Origin of the sequence: Bacillus sp. SIMBA_154, assembly GCF_046536015.1 — a bacterium.
In the GTDB taxonomy this organism is placed as follows: domain Bacteria; phylum Bacillota; class Bacilli; order Bacillales; family Bacillaceae; genus Bacillus; species Bacillus pumilus_P.
In genome coordinates, this window is the sequence record NZ_JAWJBV010000008.1 from 46371 (window position 1) to 63252 (window position 16882).

At 40.3% G+C, this 16882-nt stretch carries 15 protein-coding genes and 1 riboswitch; of the genes, 7 read left to right on the forward strand and 8 right to left on the reverse strand.

The window, feature by feature from the left end; genetic code table 11:
• Positions 1-9 precede the first annotated feature (9 nt).
• From R0K30_RS12570 to R0K30_RS12580, 3 genes are all read right to left on the reverse strand, one after another.
• Positions 10-1476 (reverse strand): glycoside hydrolase family 1 protein, encoded by a 1467-nt coding sequence (locus R0K30_RS12570; protein WP_410611001.1) that lies wholly within the window; start codon positions 1474-1476, stop codon positions 10-12.
• A gap of 4 nt (positions 1477-1480) precedes the next feature.
• Positions 1481-3340 (reverse strand): beta-glucoside-specific PTS transporter subunit IIABC, encoded by a 1860-nt coding sequence (locus R0K30_RS12575; protein WP_410611003.1) that lies wholly within the window; start codon positions 3338-3340, stop codon positions 1481-1483.
• Between the two features lie 308 nt (positions 3341-3648).
• Entirely contained in the window at positions 3649-4545 is an 897-nt protein-coding gene (locus R0K30_RS12580; RefSeq protein WP_410611005.1) for a hypothetical protein, read from the reverse strand.
• Positions 4546-4737: 192 nt separating this feature from the next.
• Here R0K30_RS12580 and R0K30_RS12585 point away from each other — a divergent pair, with 192 nt between their 5' ends.
• Positions 4738-5289, forward strand: a complete 552-nt coding sequence (locus tag R0K30_RS12585; protein WP_327924962.1) for a PadR family transcriptional regulator — start codon at positions 4738-4740, stop codon at positions 5287-5289.
• 4 nt (positions 5290-5293) lie between these two features.
• Positions 5294-5776: a DUF4188 domain-containing protein gene (locus tag R0K30_RS12590; RefSeq protein WP_099727266.1), complete on the forward strand. Its 483-nt coding sequence runs from the start codon at positions 5294-5296 to the stop codon at positions 5774-5776.
• An 11-nt stretch (positions 5777-5787) separates the two neighbouring features.
• Here the strand turns inward: R0K30_RS12590 and R0K30_RS12595 are convergent, their stop codons facing one another.
• Positions 5788-6411, reverse strand: coding sequence for an NUDIX hydrolase (locus tag R0K30_RS12595; protein WP_249705689.1), 624 nt, complete (start codon positions 6409-6411; stop codon positions 5788-5790).
• A gap of 170 nt (positions 6412-6581) precedes the next feature.
• Here R0K30_RS12595 and R0K30_RS12600 point away from each other — a divergent pair, with 170 nt between their 5' ends.
• Positions 6582-6788 (forward strand): helix-turn-helix transcriptional regulator, encoded by a 207-nt coding sequence (locus R0K30_RS12600; protein ID WP_034323321.1) that lies wholly within the window; start codon positions 6582-6584, stop codon positions 6786-6788.
• On the forward strand, positions 6785-7465 hold the full coding sequence (locus R0K30_RS12605; protein WP_099727268.1) for a DUF3169 family protein: 681 nt from the start codon (positions 6785-6787) through the stop codon (positions 7463-7465). Before R0K30_RS12600 ends, R0K30_RS12605 begins: the two co-directional genes overlap by 4 nt.
• A gap of 48 nt (positions 7466-7513) precedes the next feature.
• Here R0K30_RS12605 and R0K30_RS12610 read toward each other — a convergent pair whose 3' ends face one another.
• Positions 7514-8860, reverse strand: a complete 1347-nt coding sequence (locus R0K30_RS12610; RefSeq protein ID WP_410611009.1) for an amino acid permease — start codon at positions 8858-8860, stop codon at positions 7514-7516.
• Positions 8861-9022: 162 nt separating this feature from the next.
• A riboswitch (glycine riboswitch) is annotated at positions 9023-9102 on the reverse strand.
• Positions 9103-9376: 274 nt separating this feature from the next.
• Here R0K30_RS12610 and R0K30_RS12615 point away from each other — a divergent pair.
• The 3 genes from R0K30_RS12615 to R0K30_RS12625 all read left to right on the forward strand — a co-directional run bounded on the left by R0K30_RS12615 (position 9377) and on the right by R0K30_RS12625 (position 12920).
• Positions 9377-10399, forward strand: a complete 1023-nt coding sequence (locus R0K30_RS12615; RefSeq protein WP_230031389.1) for a LacI family DNA-binding transcriptional regulator — start codon at positions 9377-9379, stop codon at positions 10397-10399.
• A gap of 418 nt (positions 10400-10817) precedes the next feature.
• A complete protein-coding gene (locus R0K30_RS12620) occupies positions 10818-11999 on the forward strand; it encodes an MFS transporter (RefSeq protein ID WP_099727271.1) in 1182 nt (393 codons plus the stop codon).
• An 18-nt stretch (positions 12000-12017) separates the two neighbouring features.
• A complete protein-coding gene (locus R0K30_RS12625) occupies positions 12018-12920 on the forward strand; it encodes a quinate/shikimate dehydrogenase (protein ID WP_230031390.1) in 903 nt (300 codons plus the stop codon).
• 40 nt (positions 12921-12960) lie between these two features.
• On the opposite strand, the gene R0K30_RS12630 is transcribed toward R0K30_RS12625, so the two are convergent.
• The 3 genes from R0K30_RS12630 to R0K30_RS12640 all read right to left on the reverse strand — a co-directional run bounded on the left by R0K30_RS12630 (position 12961) and on the right by R0K30_RS12640 (position 16609).
• Positions 12961-14154, reverse strand: a complete 1194-nt coding sequence (locus tag R0K30_RS12630; protein WP_099727273.1) for an MFS transporter — start codon at positions 14152-14154, stop codon at positions 12961-12963.
• A gap of 426 nt (positions 14155-14580) precedes the next feature.
• Positions 14581-14907, reverse strand: a complete 327-nt coding sequence (locus R0K30_RS12635; protein WP_367308050.1) for a hypothetical protein — start codon at positions 14905-14907, stop codon at positions 14581-14583.
• Positions 14908-14926: 19 nt separating this feature from the next.
• A complete protein-coding gene (locus R0K30_RS12640) occupies positions 14927-16609 on the reverse strand; it encodes a T7SS effector LXG polymorphic toxin (RefSeq protein ID WP_410611013.1) in 1683 nt (560 codons plus the stop codon).
• Positions 16610-16882 lie beyond the last annotated feature (273 nt).

A 16882-nucleotide genomic window follows, 5' to 3' on the forward strand; every position in this document is an offset into this window, starting at 1 on the left:
TGTGGTTTTTCAATCAAGCGATTCACCATTTGTCTCAATGACCTTTTGGTACCAATAAAACGAGTCTTTCCGAGAACGTTTTAATGTACCATTTCCATCGTCATCCTGATCTACGTGAATAAAGCCATAGCGTTTTGACATTTGTGATGTACCTGCACTAATAATATCAATTGAACCCCAGCTCGTATATCCAAAGAGATCGACGCCTTCTTCAATTGCTTCTCTCATTTGACGGAAGTGCTCTTTGAAATAGTTTATACGATAGTCGTCATGGATAGATCCATCACTTTCAACAACATCCTTTGCACCCATGCCGTTCTCTACAATGATAAGAGGTTTTTGATAACGGTCATACAATTCTATCAAAGATATTTTCAGACCAACCGGATCAATTTGCCAGCCCCAGTCAGTTGATGGCAGGTAAGGATTTTTGACCCCAAGAATCGTATTTCCTTCAGTCTGTTCTAATCCTTCTTGGGCTGATTCAGTTAAAGACATATAGTAGCTAAACGAGATAAAATCTACTGTGTTTTCTTTTAAAATGGCAAGGTCATCCGCTTCCATTTGGATATGAATATTTTTTCTCTCAAGCATGCGCTTGATTAGTGGCGGATATTCACCAAATACCTGAACATCTGCATAGAAATAGTTTTCTAAGTTTTGTTTCAAAGCTCGTTCCACATCATTCGGATGACACGTATGCGGATACGTTGTCAATTTTGTCAGCATACACCCTACCTGACTGCCTGGTATGATGCGATGGCAATCTGCTGTTACGAGAGCAGATGCGACAAATTGATGATGCAGTGCTTGGTAAACCGTCTCTTCCTCTTTTCCTTCAGGACAGCGATCAGGAATAATTCCTGCTGTAATGAAAGAATGGCGGTGAATACTATCAATTTCATTAAAGGTGAGCCAATATTTCACATCATCTTTATAGCGTTCAAAACACACATTGGCGAATTTAACAAAGAGATCAATGACTTTTCTTTCAGCCCAGCCGTTATATTTCACACTAAGTGCTAACGGCATTTCATAATGTGACAGCGTCACGATCGGTTCTATGTTGTGTTTTTTCATTTCTGCAAATACACGCTCATAAAATTGCAGCCCTTTTTCATTCGGTTCAGTCTCTTCACCAGTTGGGAAAATGCGACTCCAGGCAATTGAGATACGAAGTGTTTTAAAGCCCATTTCAGAAAAGAGAGCGAGATCCCCTTGATAGTGATGATAGAAATCAACGCCTCTACGTTTTGGGTACTTTTTATCGTCTGAGTCGTTAATGGCACGATCAATATTTTCAGAAGAAACTGCTAGGTGTCCTTCATAATCTTCTACACTCAAATTTGAACGGTACATCGCAATATCTGCAACAGATGGTCCCTTTCCATCTACATTCCATGCGCCTTCTGCTTGGTTTGCGGCAATTGCGCCGCCCCATAAAAATCCTTTTGGAAAACCTTTAATTGTTGTCATATGATTAGCCTCCTAATTGTGTGACAACCATCAATGTATCTTGACGATTGACCTCTTGTAATGGCTGTACTTTAATATCAAATTGATCTGTATTTGTGATCACAGCAAGTGTAACTGGATCATATCCTGCTTCTATGATTTTTTCTAGATCAAATTCAATCAGGAAATCTCCTGCTTGAACACGATCTCCTGCCTGTACTTTCGGATTGAAATACTGACCTTCCAGCTGAACGGTGTCGATGCCAATGTGGAATAATACTTCAACCCCTTGATCCGTTCTCATACCAAGTGCATGATTTGTTTCGAACAGCAGGGTGACCTCACCATCTACTGGTGCATAAAGTGCTCCTTTTGAAGGCACAATGGCAATCCCTTCTCCCATAACCTTTGAAGAGAAAATATCATCTTTCACTTCAGATAGGGAGATCATTTGACCAATGACAGGGCTTTTGAATGTTTCACCTGCTCCAATTTGTTCAGCAAATGCCGCTTGGTCATTTGTCTTTTCTTCTACTGTTCGATCTTTACCTAAAACAAAAGCAGCGATAAATGCAACAACAAACGAAATGACAGCTCCAATGACAGCAAACATAAGATTTCGCGGGAGCTCATCTGATATGAACATCGACATACTTGCTAATCCAGGACCAACAAGCACAAAGGCTTGTATACCAACTAATCCAATGAAGATCCCACCGACAAAGGAACCAATCATGACACTTCCAAGAACTCGTTTATTTTGGAGGGTCACACCATATAATGCCGGCTCTGTGATCCCAAAAAATGCTGATATTCCTGCCGAGATTGCGGTTGACCTGAGCACTTTATCTTTTGTCCGTAGTGCAACAGCGAAACATGCTCCACTTTCCGCAATATTATGCGCAAGTGATGCTGGTAGGTAAAGCGCTTCTTTTCCAAGGTTCCCCATCGTCGTGACTGCATAAGGAACCATCGCTTTGTGCATGCCTGATGCCACCATGAATGGGAGAACCGCTGCTAAAATAGCGACAGCTACCCAGCCTACTGTATTAAACATTGCAAGAATGAGAGATGAAAAACCTTGTCCTGCTGTAAAACCAATCGGTCCTAACAGAAGTAACGTAACTGGTACTGTAATGACCAATGACATCATTGGTACGAAGAAAATCCGAATTGGTTTTGGTGAAAATCGAGTAAAGAATTTTTCCATCTGAGCGTAAAGCAATACAGAGAGGATTGCTGGAAATACTTGATACGCATAGGCTATATTTTTTACGTCGAACGACAGTAATTGCGCTCCTTCAGTGAGCATTGCTGTCATATTCGGAAGAATGAGTGCTCCGACTGCCGATAATGCGACGAGTGGATTTACTTTTAATTTATTTGCAGTCGTCACAGCGACTAGTAAAGGCAGGAAGTAAAGCGGTGTGTCACCGACCATGTTCAGTATTTGATATGTTTGACCCTTTGCATCCACCCAGCCTAATAAAGAGAAAAGGAGAAGAAATGATTTCAAAATCCCTCCACCTGCGATAGCTGGAACAAGCGGCTGGAAGACACCGACAATGAAATCTAACAGAACTGCGCCTACTTTTCTTTTTTCTTTTGGCTGATTGGAAGGTGCGTCTCTCCCTGATGAGCTGGCACCTATTAAACTTGTTAACTTTTGATACACTTCAATCACGTCATTCCCAATGACCACTTGGCATTGTCCTGACATTCTGACAGCTATGACACCTGGCGTTTTTTCTAGAGCCGGTACATCTGCCTTCTTCTGATCAATCAATGTGAAGCGAAGTCTTGTTGAACAATGTTCAAGATGAGCAATGTTTTCTTTGCCACCTACATGCTGTAAGACGTCTTTGGCAACCTGTGTATAATCCATCTTTTCTCCCCCTTTTCTCATACACGAGACCTATATTTTGGCAATAAAAAAAGGACCTAAAACGACAAATTCAAGAAATTCATCGTTTTTAGATCCTGCCTGCATGACCAGTCACATGTCTAATTTATCAATATTGGATTTGTTTTTAGTATATATTGAGTTAATGTAAGCGTCAACATATATTTATGAATTAAAAAATATTTTTTATAAGTCTAATGTCACCAAAACGATCTCATTTTACTTTAGAGGACATTTAAATCAAAAAAGTCAGATAGTATCATATGTCCTATCTGACGTGATTGTTATCTTTATTTTTTCTTTGCTTTTTTCTTTGCGGCTTTTTTAAATGCTTCTACTTGCTTTTGATATTGTTTCTTATTCACAGCTTTCAGTTTCATTTTTTCATTCTTTTTCCAAAACGGCAACTCAATATAGGCAGCTTTTACATCAGATGATCCTATCATCTTAGACAGGCCACCCTTTATTTTTGGTGTGGGATAGACCCAAAAGTTTTTAAAACCTGTGATTCCAACTGCTTGATATTTTTCTTTTTTCAATGGCTTACTTTTCTTCCCTGTGGCTTTGGAGATTGTAATAGCCCCTGAAAAATCCCCTTCAAAAACGGCTTCTTCGATATTAAGGAAAATTTGATATGAATTGTTTTTTGCTGTATACAAATAGCCGTAGGCTTTATTTAAATTGTCTGTGTATTTCCCTATGATCTCATAGTAACGGTCTTCTGCTGTATCCACGTACTCATCATAGCGCTTATCAATGGCTTTTTTGTATTCTTTTAATCTCTTCTCATCAACAGATTGATAGCGTTTACTTTTCTTCGCTCCTTGCTTTTTGACCATGAGGTCTTTTCCAGAAAAATAAATGTCATATACGATTGTTTTTTTCTTTTGTTGGACTTTAAGTTTGTATCCTTTTTTCGTGGTTTTCCCCGTTAGTTTGTATTTTGTTTTCACCATATAAGGCTCAATTGGATCAATCTTCACACCCTTACCGTTTAGGTATCCCGTGACCTTGCCTTTCTTTTCAGTCACCTTCAGCCAACTGACATTGTCCTTTGTTTTATAGGCATATGCATAAGATTGGTTCAGTGATTCTTTTTTAGCAGATGCTTTGTTTCCTCCAAAACTTCCAGCACCAATCAATAGTGCAACAATCATGAACAATATTCCTATGTTCCTCAACTTCATTTGTACACCCTCCATTCTTTTATGAATAGATGCGCAAGCTCTTTACACATCAAGTATATATTACCATATTTATGATTTATCTCCTGTATTTTAAAAATATAAAGCTATCAATTATTATTTTCTTGCTTTTTATTCATTTCAAATTTATTATATATCTAAATGATATATCTTTTAGCTAGGTGTGTGGATGTACTGAAAAAATACAATGATACGACGTATGCGATTTTAGGTATTTTAACGACAGATTGCAAGTCAGGGTACGAAGTGAAGCAATTAATTGATAAGAGCTTGCATCATTTTTGGAAAATTAGTTATGGACAAATTTATCCTGCTTTAAAGTTTATAGTCGAGGAAGGACTTGCTGAGGTTTCACCTACTTCTACATCCGGCCGTTCAGACAAGCGTGAATATCATCTGACTGAAAAAGGACTGGATACGTTAAGGCAATGGCTGGCGCAGCCGCTCGATCAGTTACCAGCAGAACGAAATGAAGTGTTATTAAAGTTATTTTTTGGACAATATCTTTCATTTGAGAAAAAGCTGGTGCTTCTACAGGATTATGAGAGGGGGCTCCGTATCCGTTATGAGACATACGTTTCGATTGAACAAAACATCAAGGAGCTTTATCCAGATGAAGCTGATGCGAAGTACTGGCTGTTTACTTTAGATTATGGAAAGAAAGTGGCTCAAGCAGGAATTGATTGGTGCGTGGAAACATGTGAACAGATGAAGAAAGAGGGGTGAACGAATGAAAAACGACATACGTGCTGGCAGATTTACAACGGACCATTCTGACTCGATTGTTGTGTTCATCATCGGAATGAGGATCAACAAACGCTGGGCGATCCATCAATGGCTGCCTGTGTTCATGGCGATGCCTGGCATGATCAAAGAACTGTATACCCATCAAGACGAGCTTGGTTTCCTCGGGACAGAGAATTACTTCGGTTTACGCACTACAGCGATGATCCAATATTGGAAGTCAACAGATGACCTTCTTGCCTATGCCAAGATGGAAAAGCATTTGGCGGCTTGGAAGGCCTTTAATCAAAGAGCACGGACCAATGACGCAGTGGGCATTTATCATGAAACGTATCAAGTTCAAGCCGGATCATATGAATCTGTCTACGTGAACATGCCTTCCTACGGACTGAGCCAAGCGAGAGCTTCTATTCCAATTGGTAAAGGAAAACAAACAGCGGAAGAACGGCTGGATACAACAAATTCCTAGAGAGCGATTCTCTAGGAATTTCTTTTTGCAACGGTCACAAAATGCTTTAATATGCGGGCTGTTAACCCCCAAATGGTGTATTTTTCATAATCATAAAACCATTCCTCAATCGAACGGCTCCCCCAGCGGTACTTCTCGCCATTCATGATTTTTTCATAGGGGAAATCCTCAGCTGGTGTTGGCTGAACAGACACATGATGTAGGTACGGCTCATATTGGCTGAGCCATGATAAAGGTATGGTAAAGGTCTCCTCCACTTCCTCTTGATTAAAGGAGTGCTTTACCTTTTGCTCATCAATGATGCCGACATACGGATAGACCACGAAGGATGGAGAAGCAATGTAAGGACTGAGCTGCCCAAGGATCTCGACTGATTCAGGCGGAATGCCCAGCTCTTCATGTGTTTCTCGCAGTGCAGCTTCTTGTGCTGTTTCACCGCCGTCGAGTTTGCCTCCAGGGAAGCTAATATCACCAGGCTGTTTTCTCATGGTCAGCGATCGCACCTCAAATAAAATATGCCATTCCCCGTTTACTTGCACCAAAGGAACAAGGACTGCCGCTTTGAACGCTGTCTCTTCTCCAATAAACAACGGTTGTGATTGATGTAAGTCATTCTTTAATTGATCAATGAACAAGGACATCACCTGTTTTCTGTTTCTCTTTCCTTTAGCGTATCATTGTTCACCTTTTGAATAAAGATGATCTTTCTGACAATTATTTTTATCATTTTGACAACTAAACTTGTCAAAATGAATATAATGCTTTACAATCAAGGAAAGATTTCGATCAAAATTGAGGTGACGGAATGAAAAATCGGCTAAAAGAGCTTCGTGCACGTGATGGTTTGAACCAAACTGAGCTTGCAAAGCGTGCAAAGGTTTCTCGTCAGACCATCAGCTTAATGGAACGCGACGAATTAATGCCGTCGCTCTTGCTCGCTGTTAAGCTTTCACGTATTTTTCAGGAACCCATTGAACGTATTTTTCTATTCGAGGAGGATGAACTCACATGAAAACTGTATACAAGATGCTCTTAGGTGCTCTCCTTGGCTTTCTCGGTGCTTACTGTTTGCTGGCGGCCGAATTTGAAATGACACTTCTTGATATTGCATTCGAAACGACTCTTGTCATCACTGGATTGACGATCCTATTGATCATTTATTGTTTTTCAGGAATTTCACGTATGAAGAAAAGAGTATCACTTTCTGTATCTGGTGATGAGGAGGATGAACTGGAAGTAAAACAGTATCGAACCTTTACTGATTTGTCGTTAGCCAATACGGTGAGTACCATTTTATCCATTATTGCAATCGGTATGGCCATCGTGACCGAGCAGCCACTCTGGCTTATTCTTGTCAATGTCGCTTTATTTACGATCACCATTATCAGTTCTTATGCTGCGATATCGGTTCTAAAACTCGTCTATCCTAATCGCAATCTACCAAGCCCATCCGACAAAGATTATAGCAAAAAGCTGCTCGCCATTTCTGACGAAGGTGAAAAGCATGTGATGCTGGGAGGGCTGTTTCACACCTACCAAATGATGAATATGTTATTGATCGGTGCCATGTTTATTCTCATTGTATATTCCCTTGGAGCGAATCACTCTCAGCTCTTCTCGATCATGATCATAGGACTTGTTTTGATCATTCTGAATGCAAATTACATGTTGAAGATTAGAAATCGTTAAATGGTAAAAAGCACAGCGCTATGAAAAGGCTGTGCTTTTTTTCATCCATTATGCAGCACGGCGTTTCTTTCGTGCATAAACCAAAAATAGAAATCCGAACCATACCGGTGTCAATAACAGCGCTGGACGTGTTGCGTCAGCGAAGAGCATGATCACGAGAATGGCGGCAAAAAGCACAAGAACACAAATATTCACAAAAGGTGTGAATGGCGCTTTAAAGGTAGATGCTGCATGCAGTTCAGGACGTGTTTTTTTATATTTCAGGTGACATATTAAAATAATACTCCATACCCAAATGAAACAAATGGCACTGATTGTTGTCACAATGCCAAAGGCTTGTTCAGGAATCAGCTTGCTTAAAAGAGCCCCGACAGATACCACGATCGTTGAAACAAATAGTGCATTGCTTGGGACAGCGTGTTTATTCAGACGGCCAAAGGAAGATGGTCCCTGTTTTTGATGACTGAGATTATACAAAATACGGCTCGTCGAGAACATGCCGCTATTACAAGCGGAAGCCGCAGAAGTCAGGACAACAAAATTAATGAGCCCCGCTGCTACTGGTATACCAATCAGTCCAAAGGTTTTCACAAAAGGACTTTCTGATGCACTGAGCTCGGTCCATGGGTTGATACATAATAAAACAAAGATCGCACCCACATAGAAAAATAGAATTCTTAATGGAATTTTATTAATCGCAGACGGAATGTTTTTTTGTGGATTCGCCGTTTCTGCTGCGGACACGCCAACAAGTTCCACTCCCACATACGCAAAAATCACCATCTGGAATGACAATAAGAAGCCTGTGACACCATTTGGAAATACCCCGCCATGTGACCAAAGGTTCGTGACCGTCACAGGCCCGGCATCTGTTTGAAAACCAATGATTAAAAGAACAACCCCAACGCCAATTAGCATTAGAATCGTAATGACTTTAATCAGTGCAAACCAAAATTCCATTTCTCCAAAAAGCTTCACTGTTAATAAATTAAACCCTAGTAAAATCAACAAACAAATGATTGCAGGAATCCATTGCGGAATGTCAAACCAATACTGCACATACACCCCGACCGCAATGACATCAGCCATCGCTGTCATAATCCAGCAAAACCAATACGTCCAGCCAGTTACAAAGGAAGCCCATGGGCCAAGATAGTCCTCTGCAATATCGGTTAATGACTGATAGCCTGTCTTCGATAAGAGCAATTCTCCAAGTGCCCTCATGACAAAAAAGATGGCCATTCCGACAATTAAATAAGCAAAAATAATCGACGGACCTGCCAATTGAATGGCCTTTCCAGAGCCTAAAAACAGCCCTGTTCCGATGGTTCCGCCTATTGCAATTAATTGAACATGACGGTTTGATAAATCTCGTTTTAATTCTTGTTGTGCCAATGTCAACGCCCTCCTCCGACACGATCCTATACTAAAATAATGAACCTTCAAAAAGTCCATAAAAAAAGAGATTGGATGCGCTCCAATCTCATGGTCATAAAAGAATAGCAAAATAGAGAAAAGCAATACATGGCATCATCCATGCATCACAAATACAATATTTCGTACTCTTCTGTCCTTTTGCCTGAGATTGTGAACCCTTCGGCGCCGCACATACATGCGGTCTCTCCAGAAGCTGCTCCTGCCATAGTGTGACCCACAGCAATCATAGCCTTCGTTATTTACTTAAAATGTTGCTATTTCTGAATAATTTTATATTTTACGCCTCTAGAAGAAAGCTGTCAATGGTAATCTTTTAAGATTTTATCCCTTCTCTACCTGATGCAATATGACTTCACTTCATCAACACCCCCTGATAAGGTATAATAAATCAAAAGATGTTCGGCTCGTTTGATGGAGAAATCCATCTTGACTATGAACCAAAGTTAGGCAATCCATTGAAGTTGGTGAAGACAAATGAAAAAATTGAACAAACAGCGTGTCACATTACAGGAAGTCGCCCGGCATGCCGGTGTCTCGACTTCAACGGCCTCACTCGTTGTTCGAAACAATCCTAGAATCTCTGAAGCCACTCGAACAAAAGTACTGCAATCCATGGAGGATTTAGGATACGTGTACGACCGCGTCGCTGCAAACATGCGGTCAAAAAGCTCCAATATTGTGGGTGTTATCGTCACGGACATTTCAAACACCTTTATTTCTGAGTTTTTAATCGGCGTGCAAACCACACTTGAATCACTTGGCTATACCGTTTTACTCGGTACAACCTTTGACAGTGTCGATAAGCAGGAACGGCTCATTTCCACAATGGTAGAGCACCGAGTTGGCGGGATTATTTTAAACCCAGCTTCGAAAAGCTCTACTAGGACGGTCAAACAGTTAAATCAAATTCGCACCCCAAAAGTGCTAGCAAACCGTGAATTAGCGGAAGTGCATTGTGACTATGTCGGCGCTGATTATGAACAAGGCGCTTGGATGGCGGTACATCACCTTCTTCAAAAAGGACATCGACGTATTGCCTTTTTAGGCGGCATCAAGTCCTCATCGACTTGGATTGAACGCATGAAAGGTTTCAAAAGAGCCCATGATGAGGCAAACCTGACGATTGATGAATCTCTTATTATCGATATGGAACCTACCCGTGAAGGCGGGAAAGAAGCCCTTACCCAAGTCATCGACCAGCCCGAGCCTCCTACTGCTATTTTTTGCTTTAGTGACTTAGTCGCGTTTGGGGTCATTCAGGAACTGACAGCACGTGACATCAAGCCTGGTGAAGACATCGATGTTGTTGGATTCGATAACATCCCTGAAGCTGAGATGTATCACCCGCCGCTCACCACTGTCTCATCATTCCCACGATCCATCGGAGTAAAAGCAGCGAACCTTTTATATCATAAAATGAACGAGCAGGATGAAGAGCTGCAGCGATTGATCCTAAAGCCTCAACTTCATATTAGAGAAACCTCTACATCATCATGAAAGGGAGAATTGCGTGCAGCAATTCTCTTTTTTTATTGATCAAGTCAACTATTTCTTTATTTCATTTTTCTTTTTTTACATCACAAAGTCATAAACTTGACACATTTAAAGCGCAGGAGTATATTTATCACGTTGCTTCTTTTGGTATATCGTTATACCAAATTCGTCATACTATTATTTTTATTTAACAACAGTTGAAATTGATAATTTCTGATTCTGATCAAATCATGAAGATACACTTTCTTATCAAGACTGTTATTATTTTTTATTTTTAGTAGAACGATGTACTTAATGGAAGAACAGATGAATATTCATTATTTTTTCATCAATCACACAAGGGGTGTTGTGATGGGCTTGATATTACAAAGGTTAACAAAGAATTTGACCCAAAAAGGGTTTTAAATATAGGAGTGAGAACATGAAAAATCCTTATATTAAATCGTCACTTGGCATGTATTTAAACTACTTCATGCTCGGCATGATCAATATTATTGTGGCTTCCAACATGGAAAGCTTATCTGAACGCTACCATGTGGATATTCCGAAAATCAGCTTGCTTGTATCGGCGATCGGAATAGGTAAACTGATTGCTCTCTTTTTCTCTGGACGGTTAGCAGACCGCTGGGGACGTAAGCCTGTCATTATTACAGGAAACTTTCTTTACTTATTATTCTTAATCGGAATTCCAACGACAACGAATTATACACTCGCTTTTATCTTTGCGATTTCAGCAGGGATTGCAAACTCACTGCTTGATTCAGGGACATACCCTGCTCTAACAGAATCGTTTCCTAAAAAAGCAAGTTCAGCTTCTGTTTTAGTGAAGGCGTCCGTTTCAATTGGAGCGACTGTTCTTCCATTTATCTTGGCATTCTTTATTGCACATGACATCTTCTGGGGCTGGGCGTTCTTTGGACTAGGACTTCTTTATTTACTCGTAGGGATTTACTTGATCTTTATGCCATTCCCGAACCATAAGCAAGTCTCTTCACAAGATGATCTTCCAGTGCAGGAACAAATGAAGGAAGAACCTAAAATGTTTGGTGAAGGCTTAGCTGTTGTGCTCATGGGATTCACGTCTACTGCATTGTTTGTCGTATGGCAGACGTGGCTTCCGCAACTCGGGTTAAAACTGATTGGACTTGGCACAGGACAAGCGACGCAGCTTCTTTCTTATTTTAGTATTGGTGCCCTTGTGTCTGTTCTATTACTATCGATCGTATTAGATAAATTTATTTCACCTATTATGGTCGCCATTATTTACCCAATTGGGGCATTCCTTGCAATGTTTTCACTATTTCAAATCGAAACGTACAGCATTGTGATTGTCAGCACCTTTTTCTTAGGATTATTTACAGCAGGGATCTTCCAGCTGGCCATGAGTATTATGATGAAATTATTCCCTACAAACAAAGCAACGGCTTCATCATACGTCAACATTGCGGCAAGCTCAGCGTTTATTCTTGTGCCGCTCATTACAAGTGGGTTGGTCAGCACGTACGATATTAAAATGACGTTATTTTTCGATATGATCATTGCGGTCATTAGCGTATTGTTAGCAGTCTTTGTTTTAGGACGCATGAAAAAATTGTCTAGATAATAAAAGGAGATGTCAATTATGACAAACATACATGAACGAAATATTGATGGAAAAACAAAATTAGTCGGTCTTCTTGCTACACCAATTGGACACAGCCTGTCACCACGGATGCACAACCTTGGATACACATTAACAGGTATCAACTATGCTTACCTAGCCTTTGAAGTAGGAAATGATGAACTAGAAGCAGCAGTAAACGGAATGAAAGCGATGGGTGCAGCTGGATTTAACGTATCTATGCCAAATAAAATGAAAGTGCTGGATTACTTAGATGAACTAGATGATTCTGCGAGATATACACGTGCAAGCAACACTGTTGTGAACAAAGATGGCAAACTGATTGGCTACAACACAGATGGTCTTGGTTACGTGAGAAACTTGATTGAACATGGCGTTGAACTAGCTGGACAAAAGGTAACACTTGTTGGCTCAGGCGGTGCTGCGACACCGATTGCCATTCAACTTGCACAATCAGGAATTCGTGAAATTAGTATTTTTGCTCGTCAAGATCAATACTTTGTTCAAGCGGAAGAAAATGTGAAGTACATCAATGAAGAGATGAAATCATTCGGTGTCAAAGCGAACATTTTCCCACTTGAAGACAAAGACGCTTTCCGCCGTGAAGTAGCTGAGAGTGCGATCTTAGCAAATGGGACAAGCCTTGGGATGAAACCATTAGACCAGCTTAGCATTATTGATGACACGCTTGATGTACTGCGTAAAGATTTGATCGTGACAGATGTTGTGTACAACCCGCAAAAAACAAAACTTCTTGCTCAAGCACAGGAAGCGGGTGCCAAAACCATTAACGGTCTTGGAATGATGCTATGGCAAGGTGCTCTTGCTTACAAACTCTTTACTGGTGAAGATATGCCAGTTGATCAAGTGAAACAGATACTTTTTGAAAACGACCGTTTCTAAACAAAAAGAAGACGACTTCCTGAGCGGAGGTCGTCTTTTTTTATTCATGTACCATGATTTGGCGGTATCGATACAGAATATACATCGCACCGATAATGGCCACAACAGCCACAACCGCATCGAACATAAAGATCTGTAAAATGGTCGAGTGGCTTTCAATCAAACCTGTTACGACCGGGATGACAATGGCCGACACCCCGCCGGCTGTTGAGATAATCCCTGTCATCGTTCCTTTGTTCTTCCAGAAGAATTCAGCCATCACCGTTAATGTCAGCTGAAAGACACCAGCTGTTGAAAATCCCAATACAAATGAATTGACAGTTCCTATGACTGGAGATTTTACGACCAGTAGCACACAGATAGAGGCAAGTGTAATGATTGGATAGATCAGCAGCACCGTGACCGGACGGACAATGCGGCGCAAAAGAAATGCGAGCAATAGGACTGACAGCAAACCACCCATGCTATAGTAACTAAGCAGCTTCACTGCACTGCCAGAAGCCATCCCCAATATGGCCTCACCGTACGTAGGAAGCCAAATTTGCGGCAAGGCGTACAGACCATTTGACGTAAAGCTGATCACAATAAGTGCGATCCCTTCCCTCCAAAACGTAGGCTCTGACGTGAAGCGTGGAAGTCCGTCATGCTCGGTCACCTGGACTTGCTCCACTTTGCGATGATTCGGAAATGGCAATGTCCAGAGCATCAAGACATTCACAAGATAGATAAGGGCAGGAACAAAAAACGCAATGCCATAAAACAAATCATGCTCCGCTAAAAAGAAAATAGCCAGCGGCAGAATGGTCGCCCCAATCGAAATAAAAGCCTTCACCATCACATTCGCAGATCCCGAGTTTTGTGGAAAAGCCTCCATTAAGGCTGGATACGTTCCTGCATCCATCGCTGAATTCGCCACCCCTGCCAAAATCGCAAACGCAAAGGCGATTTGATAATTTGGAGACAATGGGATCCCGATGAGGAACACCGCCATCAGCACACCAGAAACCAAAATCACCGGCTTTCGGCCAAACCGATCTGACAGCACACCTGATAGACCATACGTGAGCACCCTGCCAATGCCGAGTGCCGAGATCATATAACTAATTCCCGCACTATTGGTATCTAACTGTTTGATTAAAAATGGCATATTTGAAGCCAATATAATATTGACCATACCTAATAAAAAATAATTGATATAAAGACTAGAAGCCGTTCTCACATACGGATTCCTCATGCTGACACACCCCTCAACACCATCGCAATGAAGTGACAAATAATGGTTACGCTTACAAGATCTCATGTGTGAGGAGGAGCAGCTTCGCAACCTTCACGTTCAAACATCTCATGCAGCTCACAGCTTACATGTCCTTCATTTATCAAGCATCTCTTCAAATTTTCACTAGCTCTTATTTTATATGAATGTGAAAGGTAATGATAGTGAATTGCTTAAATTTGAGGGGAATGATTGTAGAGATAAATCCAATATCTGACGCTCTTTTATATTCACCTTACTTCTTCAAAAGTATTTCAGAGATTTTAAAAAAACATGAACTTTAGAACCAAGTTCATGTTTTTCATTACTTTGTTTGTAAAGAGACTCGCACATCTTTTTATCTTATGTTTTTTATATTAATTCCAAAAATTTTAATATCGGTGAAGTTTAATCTTCATTTATTTGCTCATCAACTTCTTCGTGATATCTTTCTGTATCTAAATAAGATTCAATAAGATTATCTAAAAATTCGACACTAACCTCTCGATTATCTTCATATATATGAATTTCAGCTCCAGCATTTGCTAGTAAACTTATAATGATTTTCATCTCTTTCAATTCATCAATATCTAATAAATTATAAGATAAAATAAAATCATTTTTATTCATTACTTCTTTTATTTCGGAAATACTTTTATCCGTATGTTTTCTTAGAATAGAGATATATTTGATTTGATCATCATCTTTTTTTATTCTCATATTCATTTTAGGCATTTGGTTTCTCCTCCATAGATTAGAAATCGTCAATAGGTTTAATTCTTTCTCCGGGCAGACTGTTTTTCCAATTACCTCCATGCCAACCATTAAAATGTTCATTTGGTGTAGCTGGATATATAATTTCACCTTTGTTCGCTAAATGTGGATATTGTGATGCACTGTAAGAATGGTGCCCTTGCACAGTTTTTCCATCTACTTTAGGCTTCTTACCATTTAGAATATCATTTAATTGCTGCTTATCCCAGTTCCTAGTTGGATTCTCTTTATTCAATATCCTTTGACGCTCCTGATACCAAAACTCATTAACACCAGTGTTTCTATGTTTGGCAAATTTTTTATTCCATTTATAATTTTCATATTCTAATCTCGTAATCGTCCTATTCTCAAATTTCTCTTTCAGTTCTTTCATCTTCTTAGCGCTTAACTGCTTTCTTTGAATAGGGTGCTTTCTTAAATCTAATCCTTTGGTTCTTTCAGCTATTACCTTCTCAGCAACTTTTTGTTCACCAATCCCCACATTACCAATAATCCTCTTTTTCCCAAACGGCAAAAGCACCCCTAGTGCCGCATTCATGCTGGATTCCTGCTGTTCTTTTGAGACCTTATTTCCAAACATGTCTCGACCTGTAATCGCTTCGCTGAAGCCGTTTGTTGCGGTAAGACCATATAAGCCTTTTTGAGATGTTTTCAACGCATCAAAAGACTTTTGCGATGTCTTGTAAATGTCGACTGCTCGGACTGCGGCTGACGTGGCTTGGGTGGTTTTATAGACGGCTTTGCCGCCTTTGAAAATACGACCTGCCCAGCCGACGATTGGGATGTAGCCGGCGGCTGCCATCCCGCCTGCGGCGACACGCTGGCCTGCTGTGAGTTCTTCGCCTGTGATCGGATCAACGCCTGTAGCGGCACGTTTTGCATCGTTCACGCCAGTTAGTTCATTCACGATATTTCCGCCATAATCGAGTGCTTTTTCATACCAAGAACGGTTGGCGAGGGCTTCTTGTTCCTTTGCGATCTCGCGGGCTTCTTCTTGTTCTTTTTTAATTTTTAGATATTCAGCAGTTTGCTTCTCAATATCGCTTTTTGCCTTGTAGATTTCACTATCTTGAAATGCTTTTTTGTCAAAATTCATAGGTGAAATGGATTTTCCGTCATTTGTCGCATTGATCATTTCAGCGTACAATGCCATTGTAGCCTTCTCCTCAGTCTCTGACAAAGCATATTCATCTTTTAAATTTTGATCAAGTTCAATCAAATCCTTAACAGTGTTTTTCCGTTCATCTTCCGCATCTGCAATCTTTTCATCAAAGGTTTTACTATCAAATACCTCTAGAGATATGAGGTCATCAATATCTTCGAAAATCGTTTTGAGTGCTTTTTTTTGATCCTTTACAATGCTTTTAGCATTCTTGATTCCCATATGTACAGCGTTGTCTAAAAAGTGTTCTTCTACAAAGGTGTCGCCGCCAAAGTTTGTATCATCAAGTGTCCCAGAAACACCTTCATGGAACGCTTTTTGTTTATCTATGAAGCTAATAAACATGTCTACATTTCCAGCCAGCTCTTTATAAAAGCTTTTAATGTTATCGGCGCCTTTTCCTGTGAAATCGTCACCAAGGTTTGCCACGCCCTGTAGCGCCTTTTTTAAATCTACCATTTGTTCGCGGAGTGCCTGATAGTGTTTCGCTCTTGTATCCATGGCACTTGTTAGTGCTTTTGCATCAAGTATCTTGCCCAGAAGAAGTCACTCCCTCCATTATTGATCATAAAGTCTATTTTACCGTCTCCATCAAAACGGAAAAATAGGCTAATTGACATAAAAAATGCAATAGACTTTCTGAGTTGATACCTCTGCTGGTAAAAGTGTCGCTACACCTGTGGCACTCTCTGGTTAATTGTAAAAAATGATGCTACTATCTCCTTGGACCTATTCTGACCTTTACCTCTTTTCAATATCTGTAGTGATATGAGA

What these genes read in the sequence shown, in the direction of transcription:
- R0K30_RS12570 (WP_410611001.1), bottom strand. Translation starts at nt 1,476, where the DNA reads ATGACAACAATTAAAGGTTTTCCAAAAGGATTTTTATGGGGCGGCGCA.
- R0K30_RS12600 (WP_034323321.1), top strand. Translation starts at nt 6,582, where the DNA reads ATGAAAAATCGGCTAAAAGAGCTTCGTGCACGTGATGGTTTGAACCAA.
- R0K30_RS12625 (WP_230031390.1), top strand. Translation starts at nt 12,018, where the DNA reads ATGACAAACATACATGAACGAAATATTGATGGAAAAACAAAATTAGTC.
- R0K30_RS12605 (WP_099727268.1), top strand. Translation starts at nt 6,785, where the DNA reads ATGAAAACTGTATACAAGATGCTCTTAGGTGCTCTCCTTGGCTTTCTC.
- R0K30_RS12630 (WP_099727273.1), bottom strand. Translation starts at nt 14,154, where the DNA reads ATGAGGAATCCGTATGTGAGAACGGCTTCTAGTCTTTATATCAATTAT.
- R0K30_RS12580 (WP_410611005.1), bottom strand. Translation starts at nt 4,545, where the DNA reads ATGAAGTTGAGGAACATAGGAATATTGTTCATGATTGTTGCACTATTG.
- R0K30_RS12590 (WP_099727266.1), top strand. Translation starts at nt 5,294, where the DNA reads ATGAAAAACGACATACGTGCTGGCAGATTTACAACGGACCATTCTGAC.
- R0K30_RS12635 (WP_367308050.1), bottom strand. Translation starts at nt 14,907, where the DNA reads ATGCCTAAAATGAATATGAGAATAAAAAAAGATGATGATCAAATCAAA.
- R0K30_RS12575 (WP_410611003.1), bottom strand. Translation starts at nt 3,340, where the DNA reads ATGGATTATACACAGGTTGCCAAAGACGTCTTACAGCATGTAGGTGGC.
- R0K30_RS12620 (WP_099727271.1), top strand. Translation starts at nt 10,818, where the DNA reads ATGAAAAATCCTTATATTAAATCGTCACTTGGCATGTATTTAAACTAC.
- R0K30_RS12615 (WP_230031389.1), top strand. Translation starts at nt 9,377, where the DNA reads ATGAAAAAATTGAACAAACAGCGTGTCACATTACAGGAAGTCGCCCGG.
- R0K30_RS12640 (WP_410611013.1), bottom strand. Translation starts at nt 16,609, where the DNA reads ATGGATACAAGAGCGAAACACTATCAGGCACTCCGCGAACAAATGGTA.